This is a genomic window from Streptomyces sp. NBC_00996 (assembly GCF_045162675.1).
GTDB lineage: Bacteria > Actinomycetota > Actinomycetes > Streptomycetales > Streptomycetaceae > Streptomyces.
The window spans coordinates 6,172,439-6,193,057 of the sequence record NZ_CP108723.1 but is presented as its reverse complement, the minus strand read 5'-3'; the positions used below and the strand labels follow the sequence as shown (position 1 = coordinate 6,193,057).

Below are 20,619 nucleotides of genomic sequence, written 5' to 3'. Positions count from 1 at the left end.
CCCGCCCTGCGGGACGGGTGGCACAGCGGTGACGGCGGCAGTCGGGCGGGCAGGGCGGTCGCGAGGCGGCAACTACCGGCAGCCGCAGGCTGCCAACGCCGTTGCCGTGTGGTCCAGGGCCGCTCTGGCCTCCAGCGCGTTCGGGGGGTGTGCCTCGTCGGACGTGAGGAAGGCGAAGGCCAGGAGGCGGCCGTCGGTGTCGACGACGGTGCCGGCGAGGGTGTTCACGCCGGTCAGGGTGCCGGTCTTGGCGCGGACGACGCCGGTGGCGGTGGGGGCGTCGGTGTAGCGGGTGCTGAGGGTGCCGGTGAAGCCCGCGATGGGCAGGCCGGTGAGGACCGTACGGAGTTCGGGGTGGGCCGGGTCCCCGGCCTTGGCCAGCAGCCCGGTGAGCAGGTCGGCGGAGAGCCGGTCGGCGCGGTTGAGGCCGCTGCCGTCCGCGAAGTCCGCGCCGGACAGCGGGAGTCCGAGCTTGTCCAGCTGTGTGTGGATCGCCTTGGCGTCGCCCTCGAAGCTGGGCCGCTCGTCCGAGGCGAGAGCGACCTGGCGGGCCAGGGCCTCCGCGATGTCGTTGTCGCTGTTGGTCAGCATCCGCTCGACCAGGTCGGACACGGGCGGCGAGGAGACGGAGGCCAGGGCCTGCGAGCGACTCGTCGCCTTCGAGACACCGGGGGAGGTCGTCTTGATGCCCCTGTCGTGGAGGAGGTCCGCGAACTTCCGGGCCGCGTCCGCCGCCGGGTCCGGGGCTCGCCCGGCCGGTCCGCTGATCGAGTTGTCGAGGCGGGCCTCGTCGACCATCAGCGCGGCGACTTGCGCGATGTTCTCGTTGATGCCGATGGGGTGCATCGCGGGGCCGGCGTACAGCGAGATGTCGTACGAGAGCGTCACCTGGTCCATGTGACGGGCCTTCAGGGCGGTGGCCGTGCCGTCGGCGAGGGTGCGCAGGCTGGCCCAGCCGTCGGCCTCCTTGCGCGCCGTCAGCGTCGGGTCGCCGCCGCCGACGAGTACGACCTCCTTGGTACCCGGCTCCAGGACCGTACGTGTCTCGATGCGGTGGTCGGGGCCCGGCGCCGTGAGCGCGGCGACAGCCGTGGCGATCTTCGTGGTGGAGGCCGGGATCTGGACCTCGTCCGCGCCCTTGCTGTACAGCCGCTTGCCCGTCGCCACGTCGACGACGACGGCGGTGCGCTGCGCGCCCAGGGCGGCGTTGTCCAGGAGCGGGTTCAGGACGTCCGCGAGGGCCTGCTCGGCGGGCGCGGTGCCGGTGGAGCCGCCGAGTCCGGCCAGGACGGAGACGGCGCTGGGCGCGGGCCGGGGCGCGTTCTGGGACGTAGCGGATGCATGGCCGTGATCTGCGCCACCCTCACCCTCCCGCGATGCGGCCCAGTCGCGCTCCGCCGTACGCTGACCGGAGGAGTCCCAGGGACCGGCCGCGGCCACCGCCCCGGCCGCGAGCGCCAGGCCCACGGTGGCGGCGACGGCCGTGAGCTGCAAGGTCGTGAACTGCACGGGACGCGGCCGCACGGCTTGAGTGACCCGCGCCACATGCGGTTTCACCGTCCGCGCGACCCGCACCACATGCGGTCTCGCGGCCCGCCAAGCCCTCAGCTCTGGCACGACCACCAGCCCCTTTCGCGATCACACACCTGCGTGAGGGACACTTAACCACCAGAACTATGTGTTGATCATGGAGGAGCCACCGGTGGAGTTCGACGTCACGATCGAGATTCCGAAGGGTTCACGGAACAAGTACGAGGTGGACCACGAGACCGGTCGGATCCGCCTGGACCGTCGACTCTTCACCTCGACCAGCTACCCGGCCGACTACGGCTTCGTCGAGAACACCCTCGGCGAGGACGGCGACCCGCTGGACGCCCTGGTCATTCTGGACGAGCCGACCTTCCCGGGCTGCCTCATCCAGTGCCGCACGATCGGCATGTTCCGCATGACCGACGAGGCCGGCGGCGACGACAAGCTGCTGTGCGTCCCGGCGCACGACCCGCGTGTGGAGCACCTGCGCGACATCCACCACGTGTCGGAGTTCGACCGCCTGGAGATCCAGCACTTCTTCGAGGTCTACAAGGACCTGGAGCCCGGCAAGTCCGTCGAGGGCGCCAACTGGGTGGGCCGCACCGAGGCCGAGGCCGAGATCGAGCGTTCCTACAAGCGCTTCAAGGAGCAGGGCGGTCACTGACCCCTTGTGACCTGCGGGCCGCGTGACCCTGACGGGGTCGCGCGGCCCGTTCGTGTATCCGTACGCATACTGGGGCGTACGAAAGGTCCTAGTCGGGAGTGGTGGTGTCGGACCCGGAGGCGGAAGACCGCAAGCCGCAGTCGGACGAGGCGAGGAGTGCTTTCACCCAGCCGGCCGGTGTGGCGGCGCCGCAGCCCCCGGCGGTGGACGACGAGTCGTCGACGACGTCCGAGTTCGCGCTCCCCGAGGGGCTCGACGTGCCGCAGCCGCCCGGCGCCGAGGCGGAAGGTTCGGCGTTCAGCACTCCGCGCACCTACAGCGCCAAGCAGGCGCCGCCCGCCTTCACCCCGGCGACCGGCATCCCTGTGGTCAGCCTGGCCAAGGACGTGCCCTGGCAGGACCGCATGCGCACCATGCTGCGTATGCCGGTGGCCGAGCGGCCCGCGCCCGAGCCGGTGCACAAGGAGGACGAGGCGGGCCCGGCCGTCCCGCGCGTGCTCGACCTGACCCTGCGTATCGGCGAGTTGCTTCTCGCGGGCGGTGAGGGCGCCGAGGACGTGGAGGCGGCGATGTTCGCGGTCTGCCGCTCGTACGGCCTGGACCGCTGCGAGCCGGGCGTCACCTTCACCCTGCTGTCCATCTCGTACCAGCCGTCCCTGGTGGACGACCCGGTGACGGCCTCGCGGACCGTACGCCGCCGGGGCACCGACTACACGCGGCTGGCGGCCGTGTACCGGCTCGTCGACGACCTCAGCGATCCCGAGACCTCGATCTCCCTGGAGGACGCCTACCGGCGGCTCGCCGAGATCCGCCGCAACCGGCACCCGTATCCCGGCTGGGTGCTGACCGCGTCCGGGGGCCTGCTCGCGGGCGCGGCCTCCGTGCTGGTCGGCGGTGACGCGCTCGTGTTCGTCGCCGCGGCGCTCGGGGCGATGCTGGGAGACCGGCTGGCGTGGCTGTGCGCGGGGCGCGGGCTGCCGGAGTTCTACCAGTTCACGGTGGCCGCGATGCCCGCGGCCGCGATCGGCGTCGCGCTCCAGCTGGCGAACGTCGATGTGAAGGCGTCCGCCGTGATCACCGGTGGGCTGTTCGCGCTGCTGCCCGGGCGGGCGCTCGTCGCGGGCGTACAGGACGGGCTGACCGGCTTCTACATCACGGCGTCCGCACGTCTGCTCGAAGTCATGTATTTCTTCGTGGGCATCGTCGTCGGCGTCCTGGTGGTGCTCTATTTCGGCGTGAAGCTGAGCGCCGAGCTCAATCCGGACCAGGCCCTGAGCATCTCCGAGCGGCCCGTTCTGCAGATCGCGGCGTCCATGCTGCTGTCGCTCACCTTCGCGATCCTGCTCCAGCAGGAACGGTCCACCGTCCTTGCGGTGACCCTCAACGGGGGCGTGGCCTGGTCGGTGTACGGGGCGATGCACTACGCGGGCGGCATCTCGCCGGTCGCCTCGACGGCCGTCGCGGCGGGGCTTGTCGGGCTGTTCGGGCAACTGCTGTCGCGGTATCGGTTCGCGTCGGCGCTGCCGTACACCACCGCGGCGATCGGGCCCCTGTTGCCAGGGTCGGCCACCTACTTCGGGCTGTTGTCGATCGCGCAGAGCGAGGTGGACAAGGGGCTGGTGTCTCTCAGCAAGGCCGCTGCCCTCGCCATGGCCATCGCCATCGGGGTGAATCTGGGGTCGGAGATCTCTCGGCTGTTCCTGCGGATTCCTGGAGGGTCCGCCGCCGGCCGCCGGGCCGCGAAGCGGACGCGGGGCTTCTGAGGGCCGGGCGCCCGACAGCCCGGTGCTTTCCGTCGGGCGGCGACTGCCGGTCGTCCGTGGCTCCTCGCGCCACGCGGCGGGGCCGCCCAGTGCTCAGCCCCGCTCCCCCGACGGCTCAGCCCAAGTTCTGCGGGTACCCCTCGCCGTAGTAGCCCTGGTCCGAGGCGTACGGCTGCTGCTGGTGACCCTGGGGGTACTGCTGAGGCGGGTAGGCCTGGCCCTGGTCGTAGCTCTGGTCATAGCCCTGGTCGTAGCCGTACGGCTGCTGGTGCGGTTCCTGGTACTGCTGCGGGTAGGGCTCCTGGTACTGCTGCTGGTGCGGGTAACCCTGGTCCTGGTGGGGCTGGTTGTCATACGGGGGGTTCTGCAGCCGCAGCGGCCTCGTCGCGTCGTCCATGACCGGCGGCGCGGCCTGCGTCCGGGCCGGGGTCCGGGGCCGGGCAGGCTCCTGCGGCGGGTTCTTCCTGGCCTTGGAGCGGGCCCGCAGGAACTCGATGATGATCGGGACCACCGAGACGAGGACGATCAGGATCAGGATCGCCTCGATGTTCTTGTGGACGAAGTCGATATTGCCGAGCCAGGAGCCGAGCAGCGTGACGCCCGCGCCCCACAGGACGCCACCGATGATGTTGAAGGTGATGAACGAGCGGTACTTCATGCCGCTGACGCCGGCGATGATCGGGGTGAACGTCCGCACGATGGGCACGAAGCGGGCCAGGACCAGGGACTTGGGCCCGTACTTCTCGAAGAACTCGTGGGCCTTGACCACGTTCTCCTGCTTGAACAGGCGGGAGTTCGGGCGGGTGAAGAGCGAGGGGCCGACCTTCTTGCCGAAGAGATAGCCCGCCTGGTCGCCGAGGATCGCGGCGAGGCAGATCAGCACGATGGCCGCCCACAGGGGGAAGTCCATCGTGCCCGCGGTGATCAGCAGGCCGCAGGTGAACAGCAGCGAGTCGCCCGGCAGGAAGAAGCCGATGAGCAGGCCGGACTCGGCGAAGACGACGAGCAGCAGGCCCCAGATGCCGAAGTTGTCCAGAAGCGTGTTCGGATCCAGCCAGCTTGGACCAAGGGCAAGCGTCGTCACGGTTCCGGGCTCCTGAAGGGGTGGAGGAAGAGGCGGCGTCCTGGTACGGCCGCACAAAGCTATCAACGCAATGTGTCGACCCCAGGTTCCACCGGTGACTCCAGGATGCACTGTGGGGCGACTGGGACAAAGCTGTGAGCCATGGGCATCGATGAATACGGTGGCGGCCAGGGACCCCAGTCGGACGTCCTGGTCGTGACGACGAACGACGTACCCGGTTACCGCGTCCAGCAGGTCATCGGTGAGGTCTTCGGCCTCACCGTGCGCTCCCGGCACCTGGGCAGCCAGATCGGCGCGGGTCTGAAGTCGATGATCGGCGGTGAGCTCAAGGGGCTCACCAAGACGCTCGTACAGACCCGCAACCAGGCCATGGAGCGGCTCGTCGAGCAGGCACGCGCACGGGGCGGCAACGGCGTGCTGATGTTCCGCTTCGACGTGACGGAGGCGGCGGACGTGGGGACGGAGGTGTGCGCATACGGGACGGCGGTGGTCCTGGTCAAGGTGTAGCGCACGCGGGTGCGCGGAGCAGCGCACGCACGCCGGTAAGGGGCGTCCGCCAAGGCGGACGGCCCTTACCTGCGCTTCCCGCGGGTACCGCCGTCAGGCATCCCGCGCGTGCCGCGCCGCGTTCGCCGTGATCGCGTCCCTCAGGTGCTCGGCGAGGCCCGGCCGCATGGCGTCGTAGAACGCCTTGAACCGCTCGTCCGAGACGTACATCCCGCCGAGGCACCGGTGGAGCTCGTACGAGCACTCGTAGAACCACTTGCAGATGTGCCGGCGGTGTTCCTCGGCCAGGTCCATGGCCGCCTCGCCGGTCGGTGGCTCACCGGTGGCCATCAGGGCCTGGTAGCGCTCGCTCCAGGCGTCGACCTCGGCCTGAACGCGTTTCCAGTCGTCCTTGGTGTAACGGGCGGCCCGGCGCTGCGATTCGGCGTACTCCTCGGTGCCGCCCCAGCGCTGCTCCGCCTCCTCGGCGTACTGCTCGGGGTCCTTGTCGCCGAAGACCTCGAACCTCTCCTCGGGCGTGAGATTGATGCCCATCTTGCGTGCCTCCATGGCGTGCTCCACGGCCGCGGCCATCTTCTGCAGCTTCTCGATCCGGGCGGTCAGCAACTCGTGCCGGCGGCGCAGATGCGCGCGCGGGTCCGCGTCCGGGTCGTCGAGCAGGGCGGCGACCTCGTCGAGCGGGAAGCCGAGTTCTCGGTAGAACAGGATCTGCTGCAGCCGGTCGAGGTCGGCTTCGCCGTAACGCCGGTGGCCCGCGTGGCTGCGCCCGCCGGGCGCGAGCAGGCCGATCTCGTCGTAGTGGTGCAGTGTGCGCACCGTGACCCCGGCGAAACCGGCGACCTGGCCCACTGAGTAGCTCACTTCCGCTCCTTGTGTCGGTACGCACTCCACGGTGGGCCCTTACGTGGCGTGAGGTGCAAGCCCGTTTCCGCGGCGTGCCTCGCCTGCGCCGCTCCGGATGTTGGGCCCGTTTCACCCGCATATGGTGAGCCCGTGGCCCAGGACTCCGCGCAGCAGGCGCCCACCACCGCTCCCGCGGCCCCCGCGCGCGCCCTGCTGCCGTTGATCCTGCCCGCTCTCGTCGTGGGTGTGGTGTCGAGCCTGCTCTTCGTCGGGGTGAGCGTGGCGGCCGAGAAGCTCCAGGGGGTGCTGTGGCAGAACCTGCCCGACGCCCTGGGGATCGGCCGTTACTCCGTGCTGTGGATGTTCGTCATGCTCACCGCGACCGGCATCGCGGTCGGACTGGTGGTGTGGAAGGTGCCGGGGCACGCGGGGCCCGACCCGGCCACCATGGGGCTCAACGCGCCCGCGCTGCCGCCCGTCGTGCTGCCGGGCCTGCTGCTGGCGGCCGCTCTGATGCTCGCGGGCGGCCCGAGCCTCGGCCCCGAGAACCCGATCATCGCTGTGAACGTCGGGCTGGCGGTGTGGCTGGGCCGCCGGTTCATCTCCGGGCTGCCGGGCGGGCTGTGGGTGGCGCTGGCGGAGGCGGCGACGCTCGGCGCGCTGTTCGGCACACCGGTGGCGGCGGCCCTGGTCATCTCGGAGTCGCTGGCCGGGAAGCCGATCAAGGGGCTGCTGTGGGACAACCTCTTCGCTCCCCTGGCCGCCGCCGCGGCCGGCGCCCTGACGACCGACCTGGTCCACCACGCGACCTTCGACCTCCACCTGCCCCCGATCGGCCGGACGGACGGGGGCGACGTGCTCGCGGCGATCGTCGTCGCGTCGGTCGGCGCGCTGCTCGGCATGTGCGCCGTCTACGCCTTCCCGTACCTCCACTCGGCCTTCCAGCAGCTGCGGCATCCGATGCTGATGCTTCCGGTGGGCGGGCTCGTCCTGGGGGCGTTGGGGGCCCTGGGCGGCCCGCTGACGCTCTTCAAGGGGCTGGACCAGATCGCGGAGCTGGCCCGCGACCCGGAGGGCTGGTCGGCCGGGCAGTTCGCCACGATGACGGTGGTGAAGCTGGCCGCCCTGGCGGTCGCCGCGTCCTGCGGCTTCCGCGGCGGCCGGATCTTCCCCGCCGTGTTCGTGGGCACCGCCCTCGGCCTCTGTGCCCACGCCCTGGTGTCCGGCGTCCAGCCCGCCGTGGGCGTGGCGGCGGGCGTGCTGGGCATGCTCCTGGCCATCACCCGGCAGGGCTGGGTGAGCCTGTTCACCGCCGCGGTCCTCGTCGCCTCGCCGACGACCCTCGCCCTTTTGTGTATCGCCTCGCTGCCGGCCTGGCTGCTGGTGACCGGCAGACCGCAGATGCAGCTCCACGACGACGGAAGCCCAGTCCACTAGGAAACGAGGAGACGCCATGCCACTTCACCGAGGCCCCGAGAAGCCCGACGAGCGCCCGAGGTCCGTCAACCCGTTCTACGGGGAGACGAATCCGATCAGCGACATGGTCGAGGCCCCGCCGAAGCACCGGCTCCCCGATGGCCCGCTGCCGCCCACGATCGCGTACCAGCTCGTCCACGACGAACTCATGCTGGACGGGAACTCGCGGCTGAACCTCGCCACCTTCGTCACCACCTGGATGGAACCGCAGGCCGGCATCCTGATGGGGGAGTGCCGGGACAAGAACATGATCGACAAGGACGAGTACCCGCGCACGGCCGAGCTGGAGCGGCGCTGCGTGGCGATGCTCGCCGATCTGTGGAACGCGCCGGATCCGGCGGCCGCCGTGGGCTGTTCGACCACCGGGTCGAGCGAGGCGTGCATGCTGGCCGGGATGGCGCTGAAGCGACGGTGGGCCACACGGAACGCGGACCGCTACCCGGGGGCGCGCCCCAATCTCGTCATGGGTATCAACGTCCAGGTCTGCTGGGACAAGTTCTGCAACTTCTGGGAGGTCGAGCCGCGCCTGGTCCCGATGGAGGGCGACCGGTTCCACCTCGACCCCCGCGCGGCGGCCGAGCTGTGCGACGAGAACACCATCGGGGTCGTCGGCATCCTCGGGTCGACCTTCGACGGGTCGTACGAGCCGATCGCGGAACTGTGCGCGGCCCTCGACGAACTCCAGGAGCGCACCGGCCTGGACATCCCCGTGCATGTCGACGGCGCCTCCGGGGCCATGATCGCGCCCTTCCTCGACGAGGACCTGGTCTGGGACTTCCGGCTGCCGAGGGTGTCGTCGATCAATACCTCGGGGCACAAGTACGGCCTGGTCTACCCGGGCGTCGGCTGGGCGCTGTGGCGCTCGTCGGCCGAGCTGCCGGAGGAACTCGTCTTCCGCGTCAACTACTTGGGCGGCGACATGCCGACCTTCGCGCTCAACTTCTCCCGGCCGGGCGCTCAGGTGGTGGCGCAGTACTACACCTTCCTGCGCCTGGGCCGCGAGGGCTATCGGGCGGTGCAGGAGACGACGCGCAACGTGGCCCGCGGGCTCGCCGAGCGCGTCGCGGCGCTGGGTGACTTCACGCTGCTCACCCGAGGCGACCAGCTGCCGGTCTTCGCCTTCACGACGGCGCCCGAGGTGACCTCGTACGACGTGTTCGACGTGTCGCGGCGGATGCGCGAGCACGGCTGGCTGCTGCCCGCGTACACGTTCCCGGCGAACCGCGAGGACCTGGCCGTCCTGCGCGTGGTGTGCCGCAACGGCTTCACGACCGATCTCTCCGACCTCTTCATGGAGGACTTGAGCCGCCTCCTTCCCGAACTGCGCCGACAGTCGCACCCGTTGACCCGCGACAAGGACAGGGCGACCAGCTTCCACCACTAGGACCAGGCACGCAAGAACGATGCCCCCTCACTCGGGCGAGTGACACTACTGTCGTATGGGGAACAGCTGAGAGCACCGCCACTCACGATCTCCTTCATGGGAGCAGTCATGGCCGCAGAGGCACACACCGGCGAGCAGGCGTTGCGGGCCACCTCCGAGAACTGGATGTACCCGCCCGAGGAGGGCTGGACGTGGGACCAGGTCAAGGAACTGGACGTCCCGTTCGACTGGGATCTCGTGGATGGGAACATCGTTGTACGTGGGGTGACGACGTGGTGGCACGACCAGGTCCGGAACGAGCTGTACTTCCGGCTGAGGAGCGTCCAGCGCCCGCCGTACGGCACCGCCGTCGAGCGCTGGACCCAGTTCGATGATCACAATGTCCCGAGGCCGGACATCGTCGTGTACGACAAGACCGAGGTCGACATCCGCACCATGGACTGCACGCCCGTCGCGAGCGTCGTCCTCGCCATCGAGACCGTCTCCCCTGGCTCACGTACCGACGACCGCTTCCGCAAGCCCGGCATGTACGCCGAAGCCGGAATCGCCCACTACTGGCGCGTCGAGCGCGGCGAGGACGACGTTCCGGAGGTCCACCAGTTCTGGCTCGACGAGGACAGTGAGGTCCTCGTCCCGCGCCCGGACCGGCCCGTGCACACCGGCAAGCTCACCACGGTCGTCCCCTTCCCGGTCGACATCGACCTCGGCAGCCTGACCGAGGCCGCCGCAGCGCGATGTCCTCCGCCTCGATCCCGGCCTCGTCCAGGGCGCGTACGGCCCCGGCGAGCGCCGTCATGCGGTCGGTGACCGGGGCGCTGAGGAGCCGGCGGTCGGTGTCCACCGAGACGCCCTCGGTGGGGAACGGCAACAGGGCCACGGCGGCGCCCAGTTGGCCCCCGTCGCGCAGCACCACGTCGATGCGGTCGCCGCCCGTGCGGGCCTTCAGCTCGTCCGTCGTGCCGTCGGCGATGACGCGCCCGTGGTCGACGACGGAGACACGGTCGGCGAGCTGGTCGGCCTCCTCCAGATACTGCGTGGTCAGCAGGACCGTGGTGCCGCCGCCGACCAGCGAGCGCACCGACGCCCACACCTCGGCCCGGCCGCGCGGGTCGAGCCCGGTCGTCGGTTCGTCCAGGAAGAGCACCTCCGGGTCGGTGACGAGGGACGCGGCGAGGTCCAGGCGGCGCCGCATGCCGCCGCTGTAGCGCTTGACCGCCTTGCGGCCGGTGTCCGCGAGCCCGAAGCGCTCCAGAAGCTCGTCGGCCCGCACGCGCGCGTGCCGGGCGCCCAGATGGTGCAGGCGCCCGAACATCTCCAGGCTCTGGCGTCCACCGAACTCCTCGTCGAGCGCGGCGTGCTGGCCGAGCAGCCCGATGCGCAGCCGTACCCGGCGCGCCTCGCGCACCACGTCGTGACCCGCGACCTCCACGCGGCCCCCGTCGGGCCGCAGCAGGGTGGACAGGATCCGGACCAGGGTCGTCTTGCCCGCACCGTTGGGGCCGAGCACTCCGTGCACCATGCCGCGTCCGACCAGCAGGTCGAGCCCGTCCAGTGCCTGTTTGCCGCCGTACTTCTTGCGTGCCCCTTCGACGGTGATCGCCACGTCCGCCACTGGCCTCTCCCTCGCTAGTCAAACTTGACTACCTCTCGAAAGTGACGCCGGAGACTTCATTAGTCAAACTTGCTTAGTCGCGGTCCCCCGGGTGCGGCGCCCCCGTCGCGTACGGATTCTCCTCGCCTTCGGCCAGAACGCCGACGAACGGCTCGCCCTCACCCGCGAAGGTGTAGGCCCCGCCCTCGATCCGCGCGATCAGGCCGCGCGTCCACTCGGCGTCGGCGTCGGCGGTGTGCACCCAGAGGTTCATGATCTCGCCGATGTGGCCGAGCTGTTCGGGGCCGTCCTCGGGCACATAGTGCTCGGTGACGGCGGCCCGCCACTCCCCGATCCTCCGGATCCGCTCCTTCAGGAGCCCCACCGCCTCGCTCCTCGGCAGATCGGCGATGAAGCCGATCGCCGCGGACCGGACATCCATCTTCTGGTCGTACGACGTCAGGGACTCGCGCAGGAGGGCCAGGAACTCCTCGGTGCCCTTGTCCGTGATCTCGTACTCGGTGCGCGGCGGACCGCCGGCCGTCGACGGCGCGATCTCATGGGCGTGCAGCAGTCCCTGCTTCGCCATCTGCTTGAGCGCGTGGTAGATCGAGCCGGGCTTGGCGTTGGACCACTCGTGCGCGCCCCAGTACTCCAGGTCGTTGCGCACCTGGTAGCCATGGGCCCGCCCGTGCTGGCGGACGGCGCCCAGCACCAGGAGACGGATCGCTGACATGCGGTCCACAGTAGAGCGCCACGGGCGGCCCGCCCGATGGTGGGCCCGTCAGACCGCCTGCTCCCGGGCCACCAGCTCGAAGGCGGTCGCGCCGTCCAGGGACTCGCGGACGATGTCGGCGTGGCCGGCGTGCCGGGCCGTCTCGCGGATCAGATGGAGCGCCAGCCAGCGCATCGAGACCCGCCCTTCCGGTGGGAACCAAGGATCGTTCGGGAGCGCGAAGGTGTCGTCGAGGCTGGGCACCGAGCGGAGGAACGCGTCCGTCTCGGCGGCCACCTTCTCCCAGTACGCGAGCTGCGCATCGACGGTCTCGCCCTCGACGAGGACGAAACACTCGTGCCAGTTCGACTCGTCCCGCCTGACGGCCGGCGACTCGCCCCTGGCGCGGGCGACCCAGCCCTGCTCGGTCTCGGCGACGTGCTTGAGCAGCCCGGACAGGGACAGCTCACTCGCGCTGGGGCGCGAAGCCGCCTGCTCCTCGGTCAGCCCGAGCAGTGCCCGTCGGATACCGCCCCGCTGTTCCTCCAGGAAGGAGAGCAACGCCCCGCGCTCGTCACCCTGAGCCTCCGCTCGCACATGAGTCACCATGACCGGCCGCCTTTCGTCGGGACCTCTTGCCGGGCACCTGCTGCCTGACACCGACGAAGCTACGGACCCTTGCGGTCAGCTTCTGTCCGCAAGGGTCCGGGCGGGGCGAAGACGTTCCACGACCGCGAAGACGTCCTGGAACGGGAAGAGGCTGCGCCCTAGAACGGGAAGAAGCTGCGCCCGTGCTGCACCGAGATCCACTTCACCGTGGTGAACGCGTCGACGGTCGTCTCGCCGTTCAGACGGCCGATGCCGGAGTGCTTCTCACCGCCGAAGGGGACCAGCGGTTCGTCGTGCACGGTGCCGTCGTTGACGTGGAACATGCCGGTGTCGATCTGCTTGGCGAACTGCACGCCGCGCTCGATGTCACCCGTGTGGACGGCGCCGCTCAGCCCGTACGGGGTGTCGTTGACGAGGCGGACCGCCTCGCCCTCGCCGTCGAAGGGGACGAGGAAGACGACCGGGCCGAAGATCTCCTGCTGGAGGAGGGAGGAGTCGGCGGGGACGCCGGTCAGGACGGAGGGCTCGACCAGGTTGTCGGTCGTCGTGCCGTGCACGAGGGCCGTGGCGCCCTCCGCGATCGCCTGCTCGACGGCGCCCGAAATCGCATCCGCCTGCGAGGAGTTGATGACCGGGCCGATGACCGTCTGCGGATCGCTCGGGTCGCCGGCCTTCAGAGTCTTGACCTTGGCGACGAACTTCTCGGTGAACTCGGCCTCGATCGAGCGGTCCACGAGGACACGGTTGGCGGCCATGCAGACCTGGCCCTGGTGGACGTACCGGCTGAAGACCGCCGCGTCGACGGCGTAGTCGATGTCCGCGTCGTCCAGGACCACCAGGGCGCTGTTGCCGCCCAGTTCGAGGACGGAGCGCTTGAAGTGGGCGGCGCAGACGGTGGCGACGTGGCGGCCGACCTTGTCGGAGCCGGTGAAGGAGATGACCTTGGGCACCGGGTGCTCGATGAAGGCGTCGCCTATCTCGGCTATGTCGGTGATGACGACGTTGAGCAGACCGCCCGGCAGGCCCGCGTCCTCGAAGACCTTGGCGACCAGGGAGCCGCCCACGATCGGGGTGTTCTGGTGCGGCTTGAGGACCACACCGTTGCCGAGCGCGAGCGCGGGCGCGACGGACTTGATCGACAGCAGGAAGGGGAAGTTGAAGGGGCTGATCACACCGACGACGCCGACGGGGACCTTGTAGACGCGGTTCTCCTTGCCGTCGACCGGCGAGGGGAGGATCTTGCCCTCGGGGCGCAGCGCCAGGTGGATCGACTCGCGCAGGAACTCCTTCGCGAGGTGCAGTTCGAAACCGGCCTTCAGGTGGGTGCCACCGAGCTCGGCGATGATCACCTCGGTGATCTCGGCCTCGCGCTCCTCGATGATCCGCAGGGCCTTCTCGAAGACCGCGCGACGGGCGTAGGCGTTGGTCGCGGCCCATTCCTTCTGGGCGCGCTCCGCCGCGCGATAGGCCTGATCGACCTCGTCCCTCGTGGCTATGGTGATCGACGCCAGCTTCTCGCCGTCGTACGGGTTGAAGTCGATGATGTCCCAGGAGCCGGTGCCCGGGCGCCACTCGCCGTCGATGTACTGCTGGGCCAGGTCGGTGAAGTAGGACGACATGTGCTCCTCGATCCCTCAATCCCTGCGCTGCCGAAGCAGACATCCGATCACGGTCTGATCACGCGTCATCGTACTTGTGTTTCAAGGGAGTTGGAGAATGCCTTCGGAGACTCTGTGAAGACTCTCAGGACAGCTGGAGCAGCCCCCGCAGCAAGTCGCGGCTCTCGGAGGGACCCGGACTGTCCTGCTGCAATTGCTTCAGCGCACCTTCGTACTGGGTGACGTCCTCACGCTTGTCCAGGTAGAGCGCGCTGGTGAGCTGTTCCAGATAGACGACGTCCGACAGGTCGGACTCCGGGAAGCTCAGGATGGTGAAGGAGCCGCTCTCGCCGGAGTGCCCGCCGAAGCTGAACGGCATGACCTGAAGCCGTACGTTGGGACGCTCCGAGACCTCGATCAGATGCTGGAGCTGTCCGCGCATCACCTCGCGGTCGCCGTACGGGCGGCGCAGCGCGGCCTCGTCGAGGACGATGTGGAACTCCGGGGCGTTCTCGGAGACGAGGTACTTCTGGCGCTCCAGGCGCAGCGCCACGCGGCGGTCGATGTCGGCGACGGACGCGCCCTTCATGCCGCGCGCGACGACCGCGTGCGCGTACGCCTCGGTCTGCAGCAGGCCGTGCACGAACTGCACTTCGTAGACCCGGATCAGATGGGCCGCGCCTTCGAGGCCGACGTAGGTCGGGAACCAGCTGGGCAGGACGTCGGAGTAACTGTGCCACCAGCCCGCGACGTTGGCCTCTTTCGCGAGCGAGACGAGGGAGGTGCGCTCCGCCTCGTCCGTGATGCCGTACAGCGTCAGCAGGTCCTCGACGTCGCGCGTCTTGAAGCTCACCCGTCCCAACTCCATGCGGCTGATCTTCGATTCGGAGGCACGGATCGAGTAACCGGCCGCTTCCCGGGTGATTCCACGCGCCTCCCGCAGGCGCCGCAGATGTGACCCCAGCAGCATGCGCCGCACCACCGAGCCGCTCGACTCACCAGCGCTCACGTTCGTCCGCCTCCCCAACCGTCTTCCGGGGCCGAAGTCTGCCACTAAAACACTTCAAGCAGTACTCGTTCGATTACGGAAACGGAAAGTAGCCAAAGGAGCCACACAGGAAAAGTTCAGGAGAGGGGCAACAAGAGGGAAGAAGGTGACAGAAGAAATGAGCAAGAACCGGTAGACGAAGGTCTAATTCGGGCGCGTGCACGTGCATCTGCCCTTGCATCTGCTGTACGCATTCGGAACCATGGTCCCCGCGCCACCGCTGCATCGCAACGACCGCGAACACCCGGGAGTGCCTCGCATGGGGACGAATGGATCGACCATGCTCGAGCCCTTACGGCAGGGACTTCCGCCGCTCGACCCCGCGGCCGTGTCCGACGCCGCTTCCTGTGCCCTGCCCGCCCGCTACGAAGCGGTGCGGGAGGCACGGCAGTTCACCCGAAGAACGCTGGACCAGTGGGACATCGGTGACCGCTTCGACGACGCCTGTCTGGTGGTCTCCGAGCTCGTCACCAACGCGCTGCGGCACGCACTGCCCTCGGACACGCCCCGGGACGACCAAGGCCCGCCCGTGCGGCTGCACTTGATGCGGTGGACCTCACGCCTGGTGTGCGCGGTACGCGACCCCAGTCACGACAGCCCGGTCGCGGGCGATTCGGACGACTTCTCGGCGGAGTCGGGCCGCGGCCTCTTCCTGGTCGACTCGTTCGCCGACAGCTGGGGCTGGCACCCGCTCGCCGGCACCCTCAGCGGCAAGGTCGTCTGGGCGCTGTTCCGGCTGCAGCCGCCGGCGACGGCCGAGTAGAAAACCGCGGCGCCTTTTGGCGCCGCGGTTCTACGCGCGTTACACAGCGTTGAGCGACGATCGCCCTCGGTCGCACCGGCGGGCGGGTGTCATCAGCCCGCGATCAGGTGGTCGAACTCGCCGTCCTTGATGCCCAGGAGCATCGCCTCTATCTCGGCACGCGTGTAGACGAGTGCGGGCCCCGAGGGGAACCGCGAATTCCGCACGGCCACATCACCACCTGGCAGCCGGGCGAACTCCACGCAGGAGCCCTGCGAGTTGCTGTGCCGGCTCTTCTGCCAGGCCACCCCGTTCAGTGCGGTCGCGGCCATGCCGTTGTACACGTCGTCAGCCATGCCGTCGTACACGTCATCCACGTCGTACACGTCGTGGTCCACAGGTCGCTCCCCGGTCGTGCAGTGGCTGAAGTGGCCATAGATGCAGTGGTCAACTGACCCGGATCATAGCTCTGTTCATGTGCAGATGCATGGGCAGATGCACGTGCACGCGGGGTGGTCCCGCGGTTACAGCTTTTACCGGCATTTGACTACCGACTGTTGTTCGCTTGACTACGGCCTGCTGCTCCCCGGCTCGCAAAAGAGCTACAGCCGGTCCAGCGCATTCCCCAGAGCTCGCATCACATGCGACCTCCATCCCCCGTCCATGACCTTCCGCGCCATCATCTGTGCGGGATCGTCCGGATCGAATCCCTCGTGCACTAGGAACAGACGCGTACCGCGGCCTTCGTGTTCCAGTGTCCAAGTAATGGTCCAATCCGCGGGATTGGCGGGATCCGGGTCCGCCCACCGGACGCGCAGCATCCGCTCCGGCTCGTACGCGAGAACGCGCACGTCAACGGTGCCGGAGAAGTTGGAGTTGGGGCGCGGGACCGATGCCAGCGTGTACTGGTGGCCGACTTCGAGCCGGAAGTCCTCCGACCCCTGCATCTGCCACTGCACGAGCAGCTCGGGCTCGGTGAGGGCGCGCCAGACCTTGGCCGGCGGGTGCGGGAGGAACTGGTCGACACGGATGGTCGTCAGGTCCTCCGCCGGCTCGGACTGCGGAACGGGGCTCATGTCTCGTCATCGTCGGGCATGCGGTCCAGCAGATCGCCGAGGCTCTTGAGCCTGTCGCGCCAGAACCGCTCGTACGGGTGGAGCCAGTCCTGCACATCGGCGAGCGGCGCGGCCTCCAGGCGGTAGATCCGCTGCCGTCCCGCGCGCTCCTCCGACACCAGCCCGGCATCCCGGAGCACCTTGAGGTGTTCCGAGAGGCTCGGGCGACGCATGTCGAAGTGGTCGGCGAGCGCCTGGACGGGCTGGGGCCCGTCGTCGCGCAGCAGCCGCAGCACCTCTCGGCGGGTGGCGTTGGCGAGCGCGGCGAAGAGACGGTCCTCATGGGCCCCGATGGTCGTCATGGCGCGATCAGAAGCCTTCCTTCTCCGTGATCAGCATCAGACCGTTGCCGTCCGGGTCGCGGAACGAGGCCATGCGGCCCCAGGGGAGGTCGTCGGGACCTTCCACCGCGACGCCCGCGGCGGCGAGCCGCGCGCAGTCGGCGTCGACATCGGTCGTGACCAACATGATCCCCCGGGTCTCTCCGGGCGTGAAACCGCCCATGCCCGGGCCCGAGAGCGTGAAGACGGTCTGCGCCCCCTTGGGCGCGACCTGGAGCCACCGCCCGGGAGGCGTGTCCCGGTCCGCGGTGACCTCGAAGCCGAGTACGTCCGTGTAGAAGCGCAGGGCGCGGTCCTGGTCGGCGACAGGGATGGTGACGAAGGAGGCGTGGGTGATGTTCGTGGGTTCCATGGGGTTCATGGACACGAGAATAGGTAGGAGATTCCCTACGAGTCAACCGTAGGGAATCTCCTACCTATGTGGTCCCGGTCGGGGCTACCGGGACGAGTACGGCTGACCGGGGCCCGGCCGGGCTTCGGCAACCGGATCTCGCACTCCCACCGGCGCACCTCGCGTCGCTTCGGACCGAACGTCCAGCGCAAGCGCTACTGGCTGCCGAGCGAGGGCCGCCGCGTACGGCTGCGGCTGAGCACGAGGGGATCAGGACGGTCGACGATCGGCGTCGAGGCGGCCGTGGCACGGATCCGTGCCCAAGGAGTGGAGGTCTGATGGCGAAGAAGAGCGAGATCGCGAAGAACGAGAAGCGCCGGGAGATCGTCGCGCGGTACGCCGCCCGGCGGGCCGAGCCGAAGGACATCATCCGCCGGCCGTCCTCGACCGACGCCGAACGGGCCGCCGCGCAGGAGGAATTGCGCAGGCAGCCACGCGACGCCGCCGCCACCCGCGTACGCAACCGGGACAGTGTGGACGGCCGCCCACGCGGTTGTCTGCGTGCCTTCGGCCTTTCCCGGGTGAATCTGCGTGAGCAAGCGCACGCGGGATTCCTCCCGGGCGTTCGCAAGTCCTCCTGGTAGCTTGCTGCGGTCGTTCCGACGACCTCGGCATCCTCACCCACCCTTGGGAGCTTCAGTGACTTCGGCGACCTTCCCGCGCAGGCAGGCGCGTATCGCGGCGGCGACCGCGGGTCTGGCGGCCGCGCTCGTGCTGGCCGGTTGCAGCAGCGACGACGGCGGCTCCGGCGACAAGTCCACCAGCCCGAGCACATCCGCCACGGAGACGGCCGGCACGGACGGCGGCTCGGGCGGCACCTCCGGCACCAAGAGCAAGCTGGAAGGCAGCTGGCTGGCCACCACGGGCGGCAAGGCGGTGGCGCTGATGGTCACCGGCAAGAAGGCCGCGCTCTTCACGACCGGGGGCACCGTGTGCAGCGGTACCGCGACCGAGGAGTCGGGCATGCAGATGATTCGTCTCAAGTGCACGGACGGCAACGCGGACCGCGCGGTCGGCATGGTCGACTCCGTGAGCGGTACGAGCCTGAAGATTACATGGCAGGGCGGGCTCGGCAAGGAGTCGTACGTGAAGAGCGAGGGCGGGCAGCAGCTGCCCACCGGGTTGCCTACGGCGAGCCTGGGCTCCTGATCGCCGGATCACTCACCTGCGGGCCGCGAAATCCTTCGGATTCCGTGGCCCGTCGGCGTGTTTCGGGCGCTTCAGGGTCTCGGTACTTTCGCGCGTCCGACCGGCTTCGCGCGGGTGGACTCGCCGCCCTCGTCCGCCGTCGGGGGCCGGCGGTGTCGACGGCGGCCGCGTTACGGGCCTCCAGCAGCGGTGCGAGACGCTTCCGCTCGATCGTCAGTCCCGAGCGTGCCGTCTCCTTGAGCGCCCGGAGCCGGCGCCTGCACAAGGGAGAGTTCGGGATATTCGCGGCGCGGCGGAGGTGAACAGCCGGGGCCCGCAACGTCCGGGGATCGACATGCGTGATGATCCATGCACACCGTCACCACCCCCGGGGGAACCCATGCGCGCCCTGCCCATCGCCGTCACCGTCCTCGCGGCCGCCCTCGCCCTGACGTCCTGCGACGACAGCGGCGGCAGCACCGCCAAGACCGACAAGACCGCCAAGAACTCCTCCACCGACTGCCGGATCGACAAGGTGGGGATCGAGGTGGGCCCCGCCAACGCCGCCCCGGCCGCCGGGGACACCGGCAACGTCCCGGTCACCCTCACCAACCGCGACTCCACGTGCACCCTGAAGGGCTTCCCCGGCCTCGAGGCCCAGGCCGGCGGCGATTCCACGCACATCGCACCGGAGAAGTCCGCGAACCCGGTGAAGCTGACCCTGGCGAAGGGCGACACCGCGACCTTCACCCTCACCTACGTCCGGGGCACGAAGGGCGACGCGAAGACCTTCGACGCGCAGACGCTGAAGATCAGCCTGCCCGGTGCCACCGCCACGCAGGACTTCAAGTGGTCCTACGGGCCCGTCGCGGGCAAGAGCGAGGCGGCCGACCTCAACGCCTCCGTGAGCCCGTTCCAGCACGCCGGCGACTGATCACCGCAGTGGCGGCCGCCTCTTGACCTGCGCCCGGTCCGCCGCCGCGGCCCCTTCGTGCCACCCGGCCGCGTCACTGACCCCGCGCAGCCGGGTGGTCACCGTCTCGGGGAACATCCGGTCCATGTGGTCCGCGACCGCCACGTCGCGGGCCGCCAGCACCGGCAGCAGCTCCCCCTCCGTGGCCGCTTCCTGCCCTTCGGTCGCGGACGCGAGGCGGTCGCCGATCCGGTGCGCGTAGGCGGCGAGGAAGGACTGCCGGAAGGTCTTCGTACGCCTCCGCCCGCCCGCCCGCTGCGCGGCCTCCGCCTTGGTCATCGCCGCCGTGGCCTGCACGAGGAGTGAGGTGTAGAGGAGTTCGACCGCTTCCAGGTCGGGCTCGAAGCCGACGACGGTCGAGAAGGCGAGGGCCTCGTTCCACACGGCCCGGCAGCGGTTCGCCCCGGCCACGGCGTCCAGGAGCACCGCCTTGGCCGTCTCGTACGGCGGCTCGACGCCGATCCGGCAGGCGCCGGGCGCGTCCTTCGCGTGCGTACGCGCCGCGAGCAGCGCCTCGTCGATGCTGTGCCGCGCCATCAGCTCCTGCGCCTTGGCGCTCAGTGCCTCCGCTTCCTCCGGGAACCCGGTCGCCTCGGCCTTGGCCAGCAGGGCGCGGATGCGGGTGAGCATGCGCGTGTCCTGGGGGGCGTGGGAGGCGTGGTGGGCGTCTTGTCGCGGTGCGTCGAGGGGCTCGATCGTGGGGAGGCGGAGCAGCAGCCGGTAGAGCTCCAGTACGGCGGTCACGTACGAGAAGCGGTCGGCGCGGGAGGCCCGGGGTTCGGACGCCAGCTCCGCGAGCTGTGCGGCCCAGCGCGGGCTCCGCGGCTTGCGGTTCTCGCTGAGGATCAGCGCGGACACCAGCTGAACGTGTACGTCCTCCAGCTCGCGGCGGACGATCCGTACGACATCGGCGGGCTCCCAGCCGCGGCGCCAGGCCGCGGCGACGAACTCCTCGCCGCGCCGGGCGAGTTCGGCGTCGGACGCGGGATCGGCGGCGAGCAGCGAGGCGCCCGTGTCGAGGGCCGTGTCGGAGTCGGCGTAGAGGGCGGCCTCAAAGGCGCGCTCGACCGTGCCGGGGCTGGGGTTACTGCTGCTCATTCCTCGATCGTGTCACGGG

At 69.7% G+C, this 20,619-nt stretch carries 23 protein-coding genes and 1 pseudogene; 11 read left to right on the top strand and 13 right to left on the bottom strand.

All coding sequences use genetic code 11. The annotated features are described in order from the left end of the window. Positions 1 to 72: 72 nt before the first annotated feature. A complete protein-coding gene (dacB, locus tag OG390_RS29125) occupies positions 73 to 1,623 on the bottom strand; it encodes a D-alanyl-D-alanine carboxypeptidase/D-alanyl-D-alanine-endopeptidase (protein ID WP_406172442.1) in 1,551 nt (516 codons plus the stop codon). Between the two features lie 79 nt (positions 1,624 to 1,702). Between dacB and OG390_RS29120 the strand changes: the two genes are divergently transcribed. Next, positions 1,703 to 2,194, top strand: a complete 492-nt coding sequence (locus OG390_RS29120) for an inorganic diphosphatase (protein WP_148012437.1) — start codon at positions 1,703 to 1,705, stop codon at positions 2,192 to 2,194. Positions 2,195 to 2,298: 104 nt separating this feature from the next. Then, the gene (locus OG390_RS29115; protein ID WP_406172441.1) at positions 2,299 to 3,957 is read left to right on the top strand and encodes a threonine/serine exporter family protein; all 1,659 of its coding nucleotides are present in this window, start codon (positions 2,299 to 2,301) and stop codon (positions 3,955 to 3,957) included. A gap of 115 nt (positions 3,958 to 4,072) precedes the next feature. Here OG390_RS29115 and OG390_RS29110 read toward each other — a convergent pair whose 3' ends face one another. Next, positions 4,073 to 5,041 (bottom strand): DedA family protein, encoded by a 969-nt coding sequence (locus OG390_RS29110; RefSeq protein ID WP_406172440.1) that lies wholly within the window; start codon positions 5,039 to 5,041, stop codon positions 4,073 to 4,075. 141 nt (positions 5,042 to 5,182) lie between these two features. On the opposite strand from OG390_RS29110, the gene OG390_RS29105 reads away from it, so the two are divergent. Next, positions 5,183 to 5,548 carry a YbjQ family protein gene (locus OG390_RS29105; protein ID WP_406172439.1) on the top strand — a complete coding sequence of 122 codons (366 nt, stop codon included), beginning with the start codon at positions 5,183 to 5,185 and terminating at the stop codon, positions 5,546 to 5,548. A gap of 93 nt (positions 5,549 to 5,641) precedes the next feature. Here OG390_RS29105 and OG390_RS29100 read toward each other — a convergent pair whose 3' ends face one another. Beyond that, positions 5,642 to 6,409, bottom strand: coding sequence for a MerR family transcriptional regulator (locus tag OG390_RS29100; protein WP_406172438.1), 768 nt, complete (start codon positions 6,407 to 6,409; stop codon positions 5,642 to 5,644). Positions 6,410 to 6,541: 132 nt separating this feature from the next. On the opposite strand from OG390_RS29100, the gene OG390_RS29095 reads away from it, so the two are divergent. The 3 genes and pseudogenes from OG390_RS29095 to OG390_RS29085 form a co-directional block, all read left to right on the top strand. Further along, positions 6,542 to 7,828 carry an ion channel protein gene (locus tag OG390_RS29095; RefSeq protein ID WP_406172437.1) on the top strand — a complete coding sequence of 429 codons (1,287 nt, stop codon included), beginning with the start codon at positions 6,542 to 6,544 and terminating at the stop codon, positions 7,826 to 7,828. A gap of 16 nt (positions 7,829 to 7,844) precedes the next feature. Then, entirely contained in the window at positions 7,845 to 9,251 is a 1,407-nt protein-coding gene (locus OG390_RS29090; protein WP_406172436.1) for a glutamate decarboxylase, read from the top strand. A gap of 96 nt (positions 9,252 to 9,347) precedes the next feature. Beyond that, a pseudogene (locus tag OG390_RS29085) lies at positions 9,348 to 9,818 on the top strand (Uma2 family endonuclease); the annotation flags it as partial. Positions 9,819 to 9,918: 100 nt separating this feature from the next. Here the strand turns inward: OG390_RS29085 and OG390_RS29080 are convergent. From OG390_RS29080 to OG390_RS29060, 5 genes are all read right to left on the bottom strand, one after another. Beyond that, positions 9,919 to 10,854, bottom strand: coding sequence for an ATP-binding cassette domain-containing protein (locus tag OG390_RS29080; RefSeq protein ID WP_406177902.1), 936 nt, complete (start codon positions 10,852 to 10,854; stop codon positions 9,919 to 9,921). A gap of 82 nt (positions 10,855 to 10,936) precedes the next feature. Beyond that, positions 10,937 to 11,578 carry a PadR family transcriptional regulator gene (locus tag OG390_RS29075; protein WP_406172435.1) on the bottom strand — a complete coding sequence of 214 codons (642 nt, stop codon included), beginning with the start codon at positions 11,576 to 11,578 and terminating at the stop codon, positions 10,937 to 10,939. Between the two features lie 48 nt (positions 11,579 to 11,626). Further along, a complete protein-coding gene (locus OG390_RS29070) occupies positions 11,627 to 12,166 on the bottom strand; it encodes a DinB family protein (protein ID WP_399075297.1) in 540 nt (179 codons plus the stop codon). 158 nt (positions 12,167 to 12,324) lie between these two features. Beyond that, on the bottom strand, positions 12,325 to 13,785 hold the full coding sequence (locus OG390_RS29065; protein WP_406172434.1) for an aldehyde dehydrogenase family protein: 1,461 nt from the start codon (positions 13,783 to 13,785) through the stop codon (positions 12,325 to 12,327). Between the two features lie 124 nt (positions 13,786 to 13,909). Next, a complete protein-coding gene (locus OG390_RS29060; protein WP_399076035.1) occupies positions 13,910 to 14,734 on the bottom strand; it encodes a helix-turn-helix domain-containing protein in 825 nt (274 codons plus the stop codon). Positions 14,735 to 15,071: 337 nt separating this feature from the next. Between OG390_RS29060 and OG390_RS29055 the strand changes: the two genes are divergently transcribed. Beyond that, on the top strand, positions 15,072 to 15,575 hold the full coding sequence (locus tag OG390_RS29055; RefSeq protein WP_406172433.1) for an ATP-binding protein: 504 nt from the start codon (positions 15,072 to 15,074) through the stop codon (positions 15,573 to 15,575). Positions 15,576 to 15,667: 92 nt separating this feature from the next. On the opposite strand, the gene OG390_RS29050 is transcribed toward OG390_RS29055, so the two are convergent. The 4 genes from OG390_RS29050 to OG390_RS29035 all read right to left on the bottom strand — a co-directional run bounded on the left by OG390_RS29050 (position 15,668) and on the right by OG390_RS29035 (position 17,371). After that, on the bottom strand, positions 15,668 to 15,952 hold the full coding sequence (locus OG390_RS29050) for a DUF397 domain-containing protein (protein WP_406172432.1): 285 nt from the start codon (positions 15,950 to 15,952) through the stop codon (positions 15,668 to 15,670). Positions 15,953 to 16,156: 204 nt separating this feature from the next. Continuing rightward, positions 16,157 to 16,630 carry an SRPBCC domain-containing protein gene (locus tag OG390_RS29045; protein ID WP_406172431.1) on the bottom strand — a complete coding sequence of 158 codons (474 nt, stop codon included), beginning with the start codon at positions 16,628 to 16,630 and terminating at the stop codon, positions 16,157 to 16,159. Further along, on the bottom strand, positions 16,627 to 16,971 hold the full coding sequence (locus tag OG390_RS29040; protein ID WP_406172430.1) for an ArsR/SmtB family transcription factor: 345 nt from the start codon (positions 16,969 to 16,971) through the stop codon (positions 16,627 to 16,629). Before OG390_RS29040 ends, OG390_RS29045 begins: the two co-directional genes overlap by 4 nt. Before the next feature lie 7 nt (positions 16,972 to 16,978). Continuing rightward, complete coding sequence (locus OG390_RS29035; RefSeq protein WP_406172429.1) at positions 16,979 to 17,371, bottom strand: VOC family protein; 393 nt, start codon at positions 17,369 to 17,371, stop codon at positions 16,979 to 16,981. 57 nt (positions 17,372 to 17,428) lie between these two features. Between OG390_RS29035 and rpmB the strand changes: the two genes are divergently transcribed. The 4 genes from rpmB (at position 17,429) to OG390_RS29015 (ending at position 19,463) form a co-directional block, all read left to right on the top strand. Next, positions 17,429 to 17,680, top strand: a complete 252-nt coding sequence (gene rpmB / locus OG390_RS29030) for a 50S ribosomal protein L28 (RefSeq protein ID WP_406172428.1) — start codon at positions 17,429 to 17,431, stop codon at positions 17,678 to 17,680. Continuing rightward, a complete protein-coding gene (gene rpsN / locus OG390_RS29025; RefSeq protein ID WP_406172426.1) occupies positions 17,680 to 17,985 on the top strand; it encodes a 30S ribosomal protein S14 in 306 nt (101 codons plus the stop codon). Before rpmB ends, rpsN begins: the two co-directional genes overlap by 1 nt. A gap of 55 nt (positions 17,986 to 18,040) precedes the next feature. Then, positions 18,041 to 18,550: a hypothetical protein gene (locus OG390_RS29020; protein ID WP_406172424.1), complete on the top strand. Its 510-nt coding sequence runs from the start codon at positions 18,041 to 18,043 to the stop codon at positions 18,548 to 18,550. Positions 18,551 to 18,929: 379 nt separating this feature from the next. Then, positions 18,930 to 19,463 carry a DUF4232 domain-containing protein gene (locus tag OG390_RS29015; RefSeq protein WP_406172422.1) on the top strand — a complete coding sequence of 178 codons (534 nt, stop codon included), beginning with the start codon at positions 18,930 to 18,932 and terminating at the stop codon, positions 19,461 to 19,463. Here the strand turns inward: OG390_RS29015 and OG390_RS29010 are convergent, their stop codons facing one another. Beyond that, positions 19,464 to 20,600, bottom strand: a complete 1,137-nt coding sequence (locus OG390_RS29010) for a DUF2786 domain-containing protein (RefSeq protein ID WP_406172420.1) — start codon at positions 20,598 to 20,600, stop codon at positions 19,464 to 19,466. Positions 20,601 to 20,619: the final 19 nt, after the last annotated feature.

Coding starts and splice junctions, on each gene's coding strand:
- OG390_RS29075 (WP_406172435.1), bottom strand. CDS start 11,578: ATGTCAGCGATCCGTCTCCTGGTGCTGGGCGCCGTCCGCCAGCACGGG.
- OG390_RS29070 (WP_399075297.1), bottom strand. CDS start 12,166: ATGGTGACTCATGTGCGAGCGGAGGCTCAGGGTGACGAGCGCGGGGCG.
- OG390_RS29015 (WP_406172422.1), top strand. CDS start 18,930: ATGCGCGCCCTGCCCATCGCCGTCACCGTCCTCGCGGCCGCCCTCGCC.
- OG390_RS29105 (WP_406172439.1), top strand. CDS start 5,183: ATGGGCATCGATGAATACGGTGGCGGCCAGGGACCCCAGTCGGACGTC.
- OG390_RS29010 (WP_406172420.1), bottom strand. CDS start 20,600: ATGAGCAGCAGTAACCCCAGCCCCGGCACGGTCGAGCGCGCCTTTGAG.
- OG390_RS29090 (WP_406172436.1), top strand. CDS start 7,845: ATGCCACTTCACCGAGGCCCCGAGAAGCCCGACGAGCGCCCGAGGTCC.
- OG390_RS29060 (WP_399076035.1), bottom strand. CDS start 14,734: ATGCTGCTGGGGTCACATCTGCGGCGCCTGCGGGAGGCGCGTGGAATC.
- OG390_RS29035 (WP_406172429.1), bottom strand. CDS start 17,371: ATGAACCCCATGGAACCCACGAACATCACCCACGCCTCCTTCGTCACC.
- rpsN (WP_406172426.1), top strand. CDS start 17,680: ATGGCGAAGAAGAGCGAGATCGCGAAGAACGAGAAGCGCCGGGAGATC.
- rpmB (WP_406172428.1), top strand. CDS start 17,429: ATGTGGTCCCGGTCGGGGCTACCGGGACGAGTACGGCTGACCGGGGCC.
- OG390_RS29040 (WP_406172430.1), bottom strand. CDS start 16,971: ATGACGACCATCGGGGCCCATGAGGACCGTCTCTTCGCCGCGCTCGCC.
- OG390_RS29045 (WP_406172431.1), bottom strand. CDS start 16,630: ATGAGCCCCGTTCCGCAGTCCGAGCCGGCGGAGGACCTGACGACCATC.
- OG390_RS29065 (WP_406172434.1), bottom strand. CDS start 13,785: ATGTCGTCCTACTTCACCGACCTGGCCCAGCAGTACATCGACGGCGAG.
- OG390_RS29055 (WP_406172433.1), top strand. CDS start 15,072: ATGGGGACGAATGGATCGACCATGCTCGAGCCCTTACGGCAGGGACTT.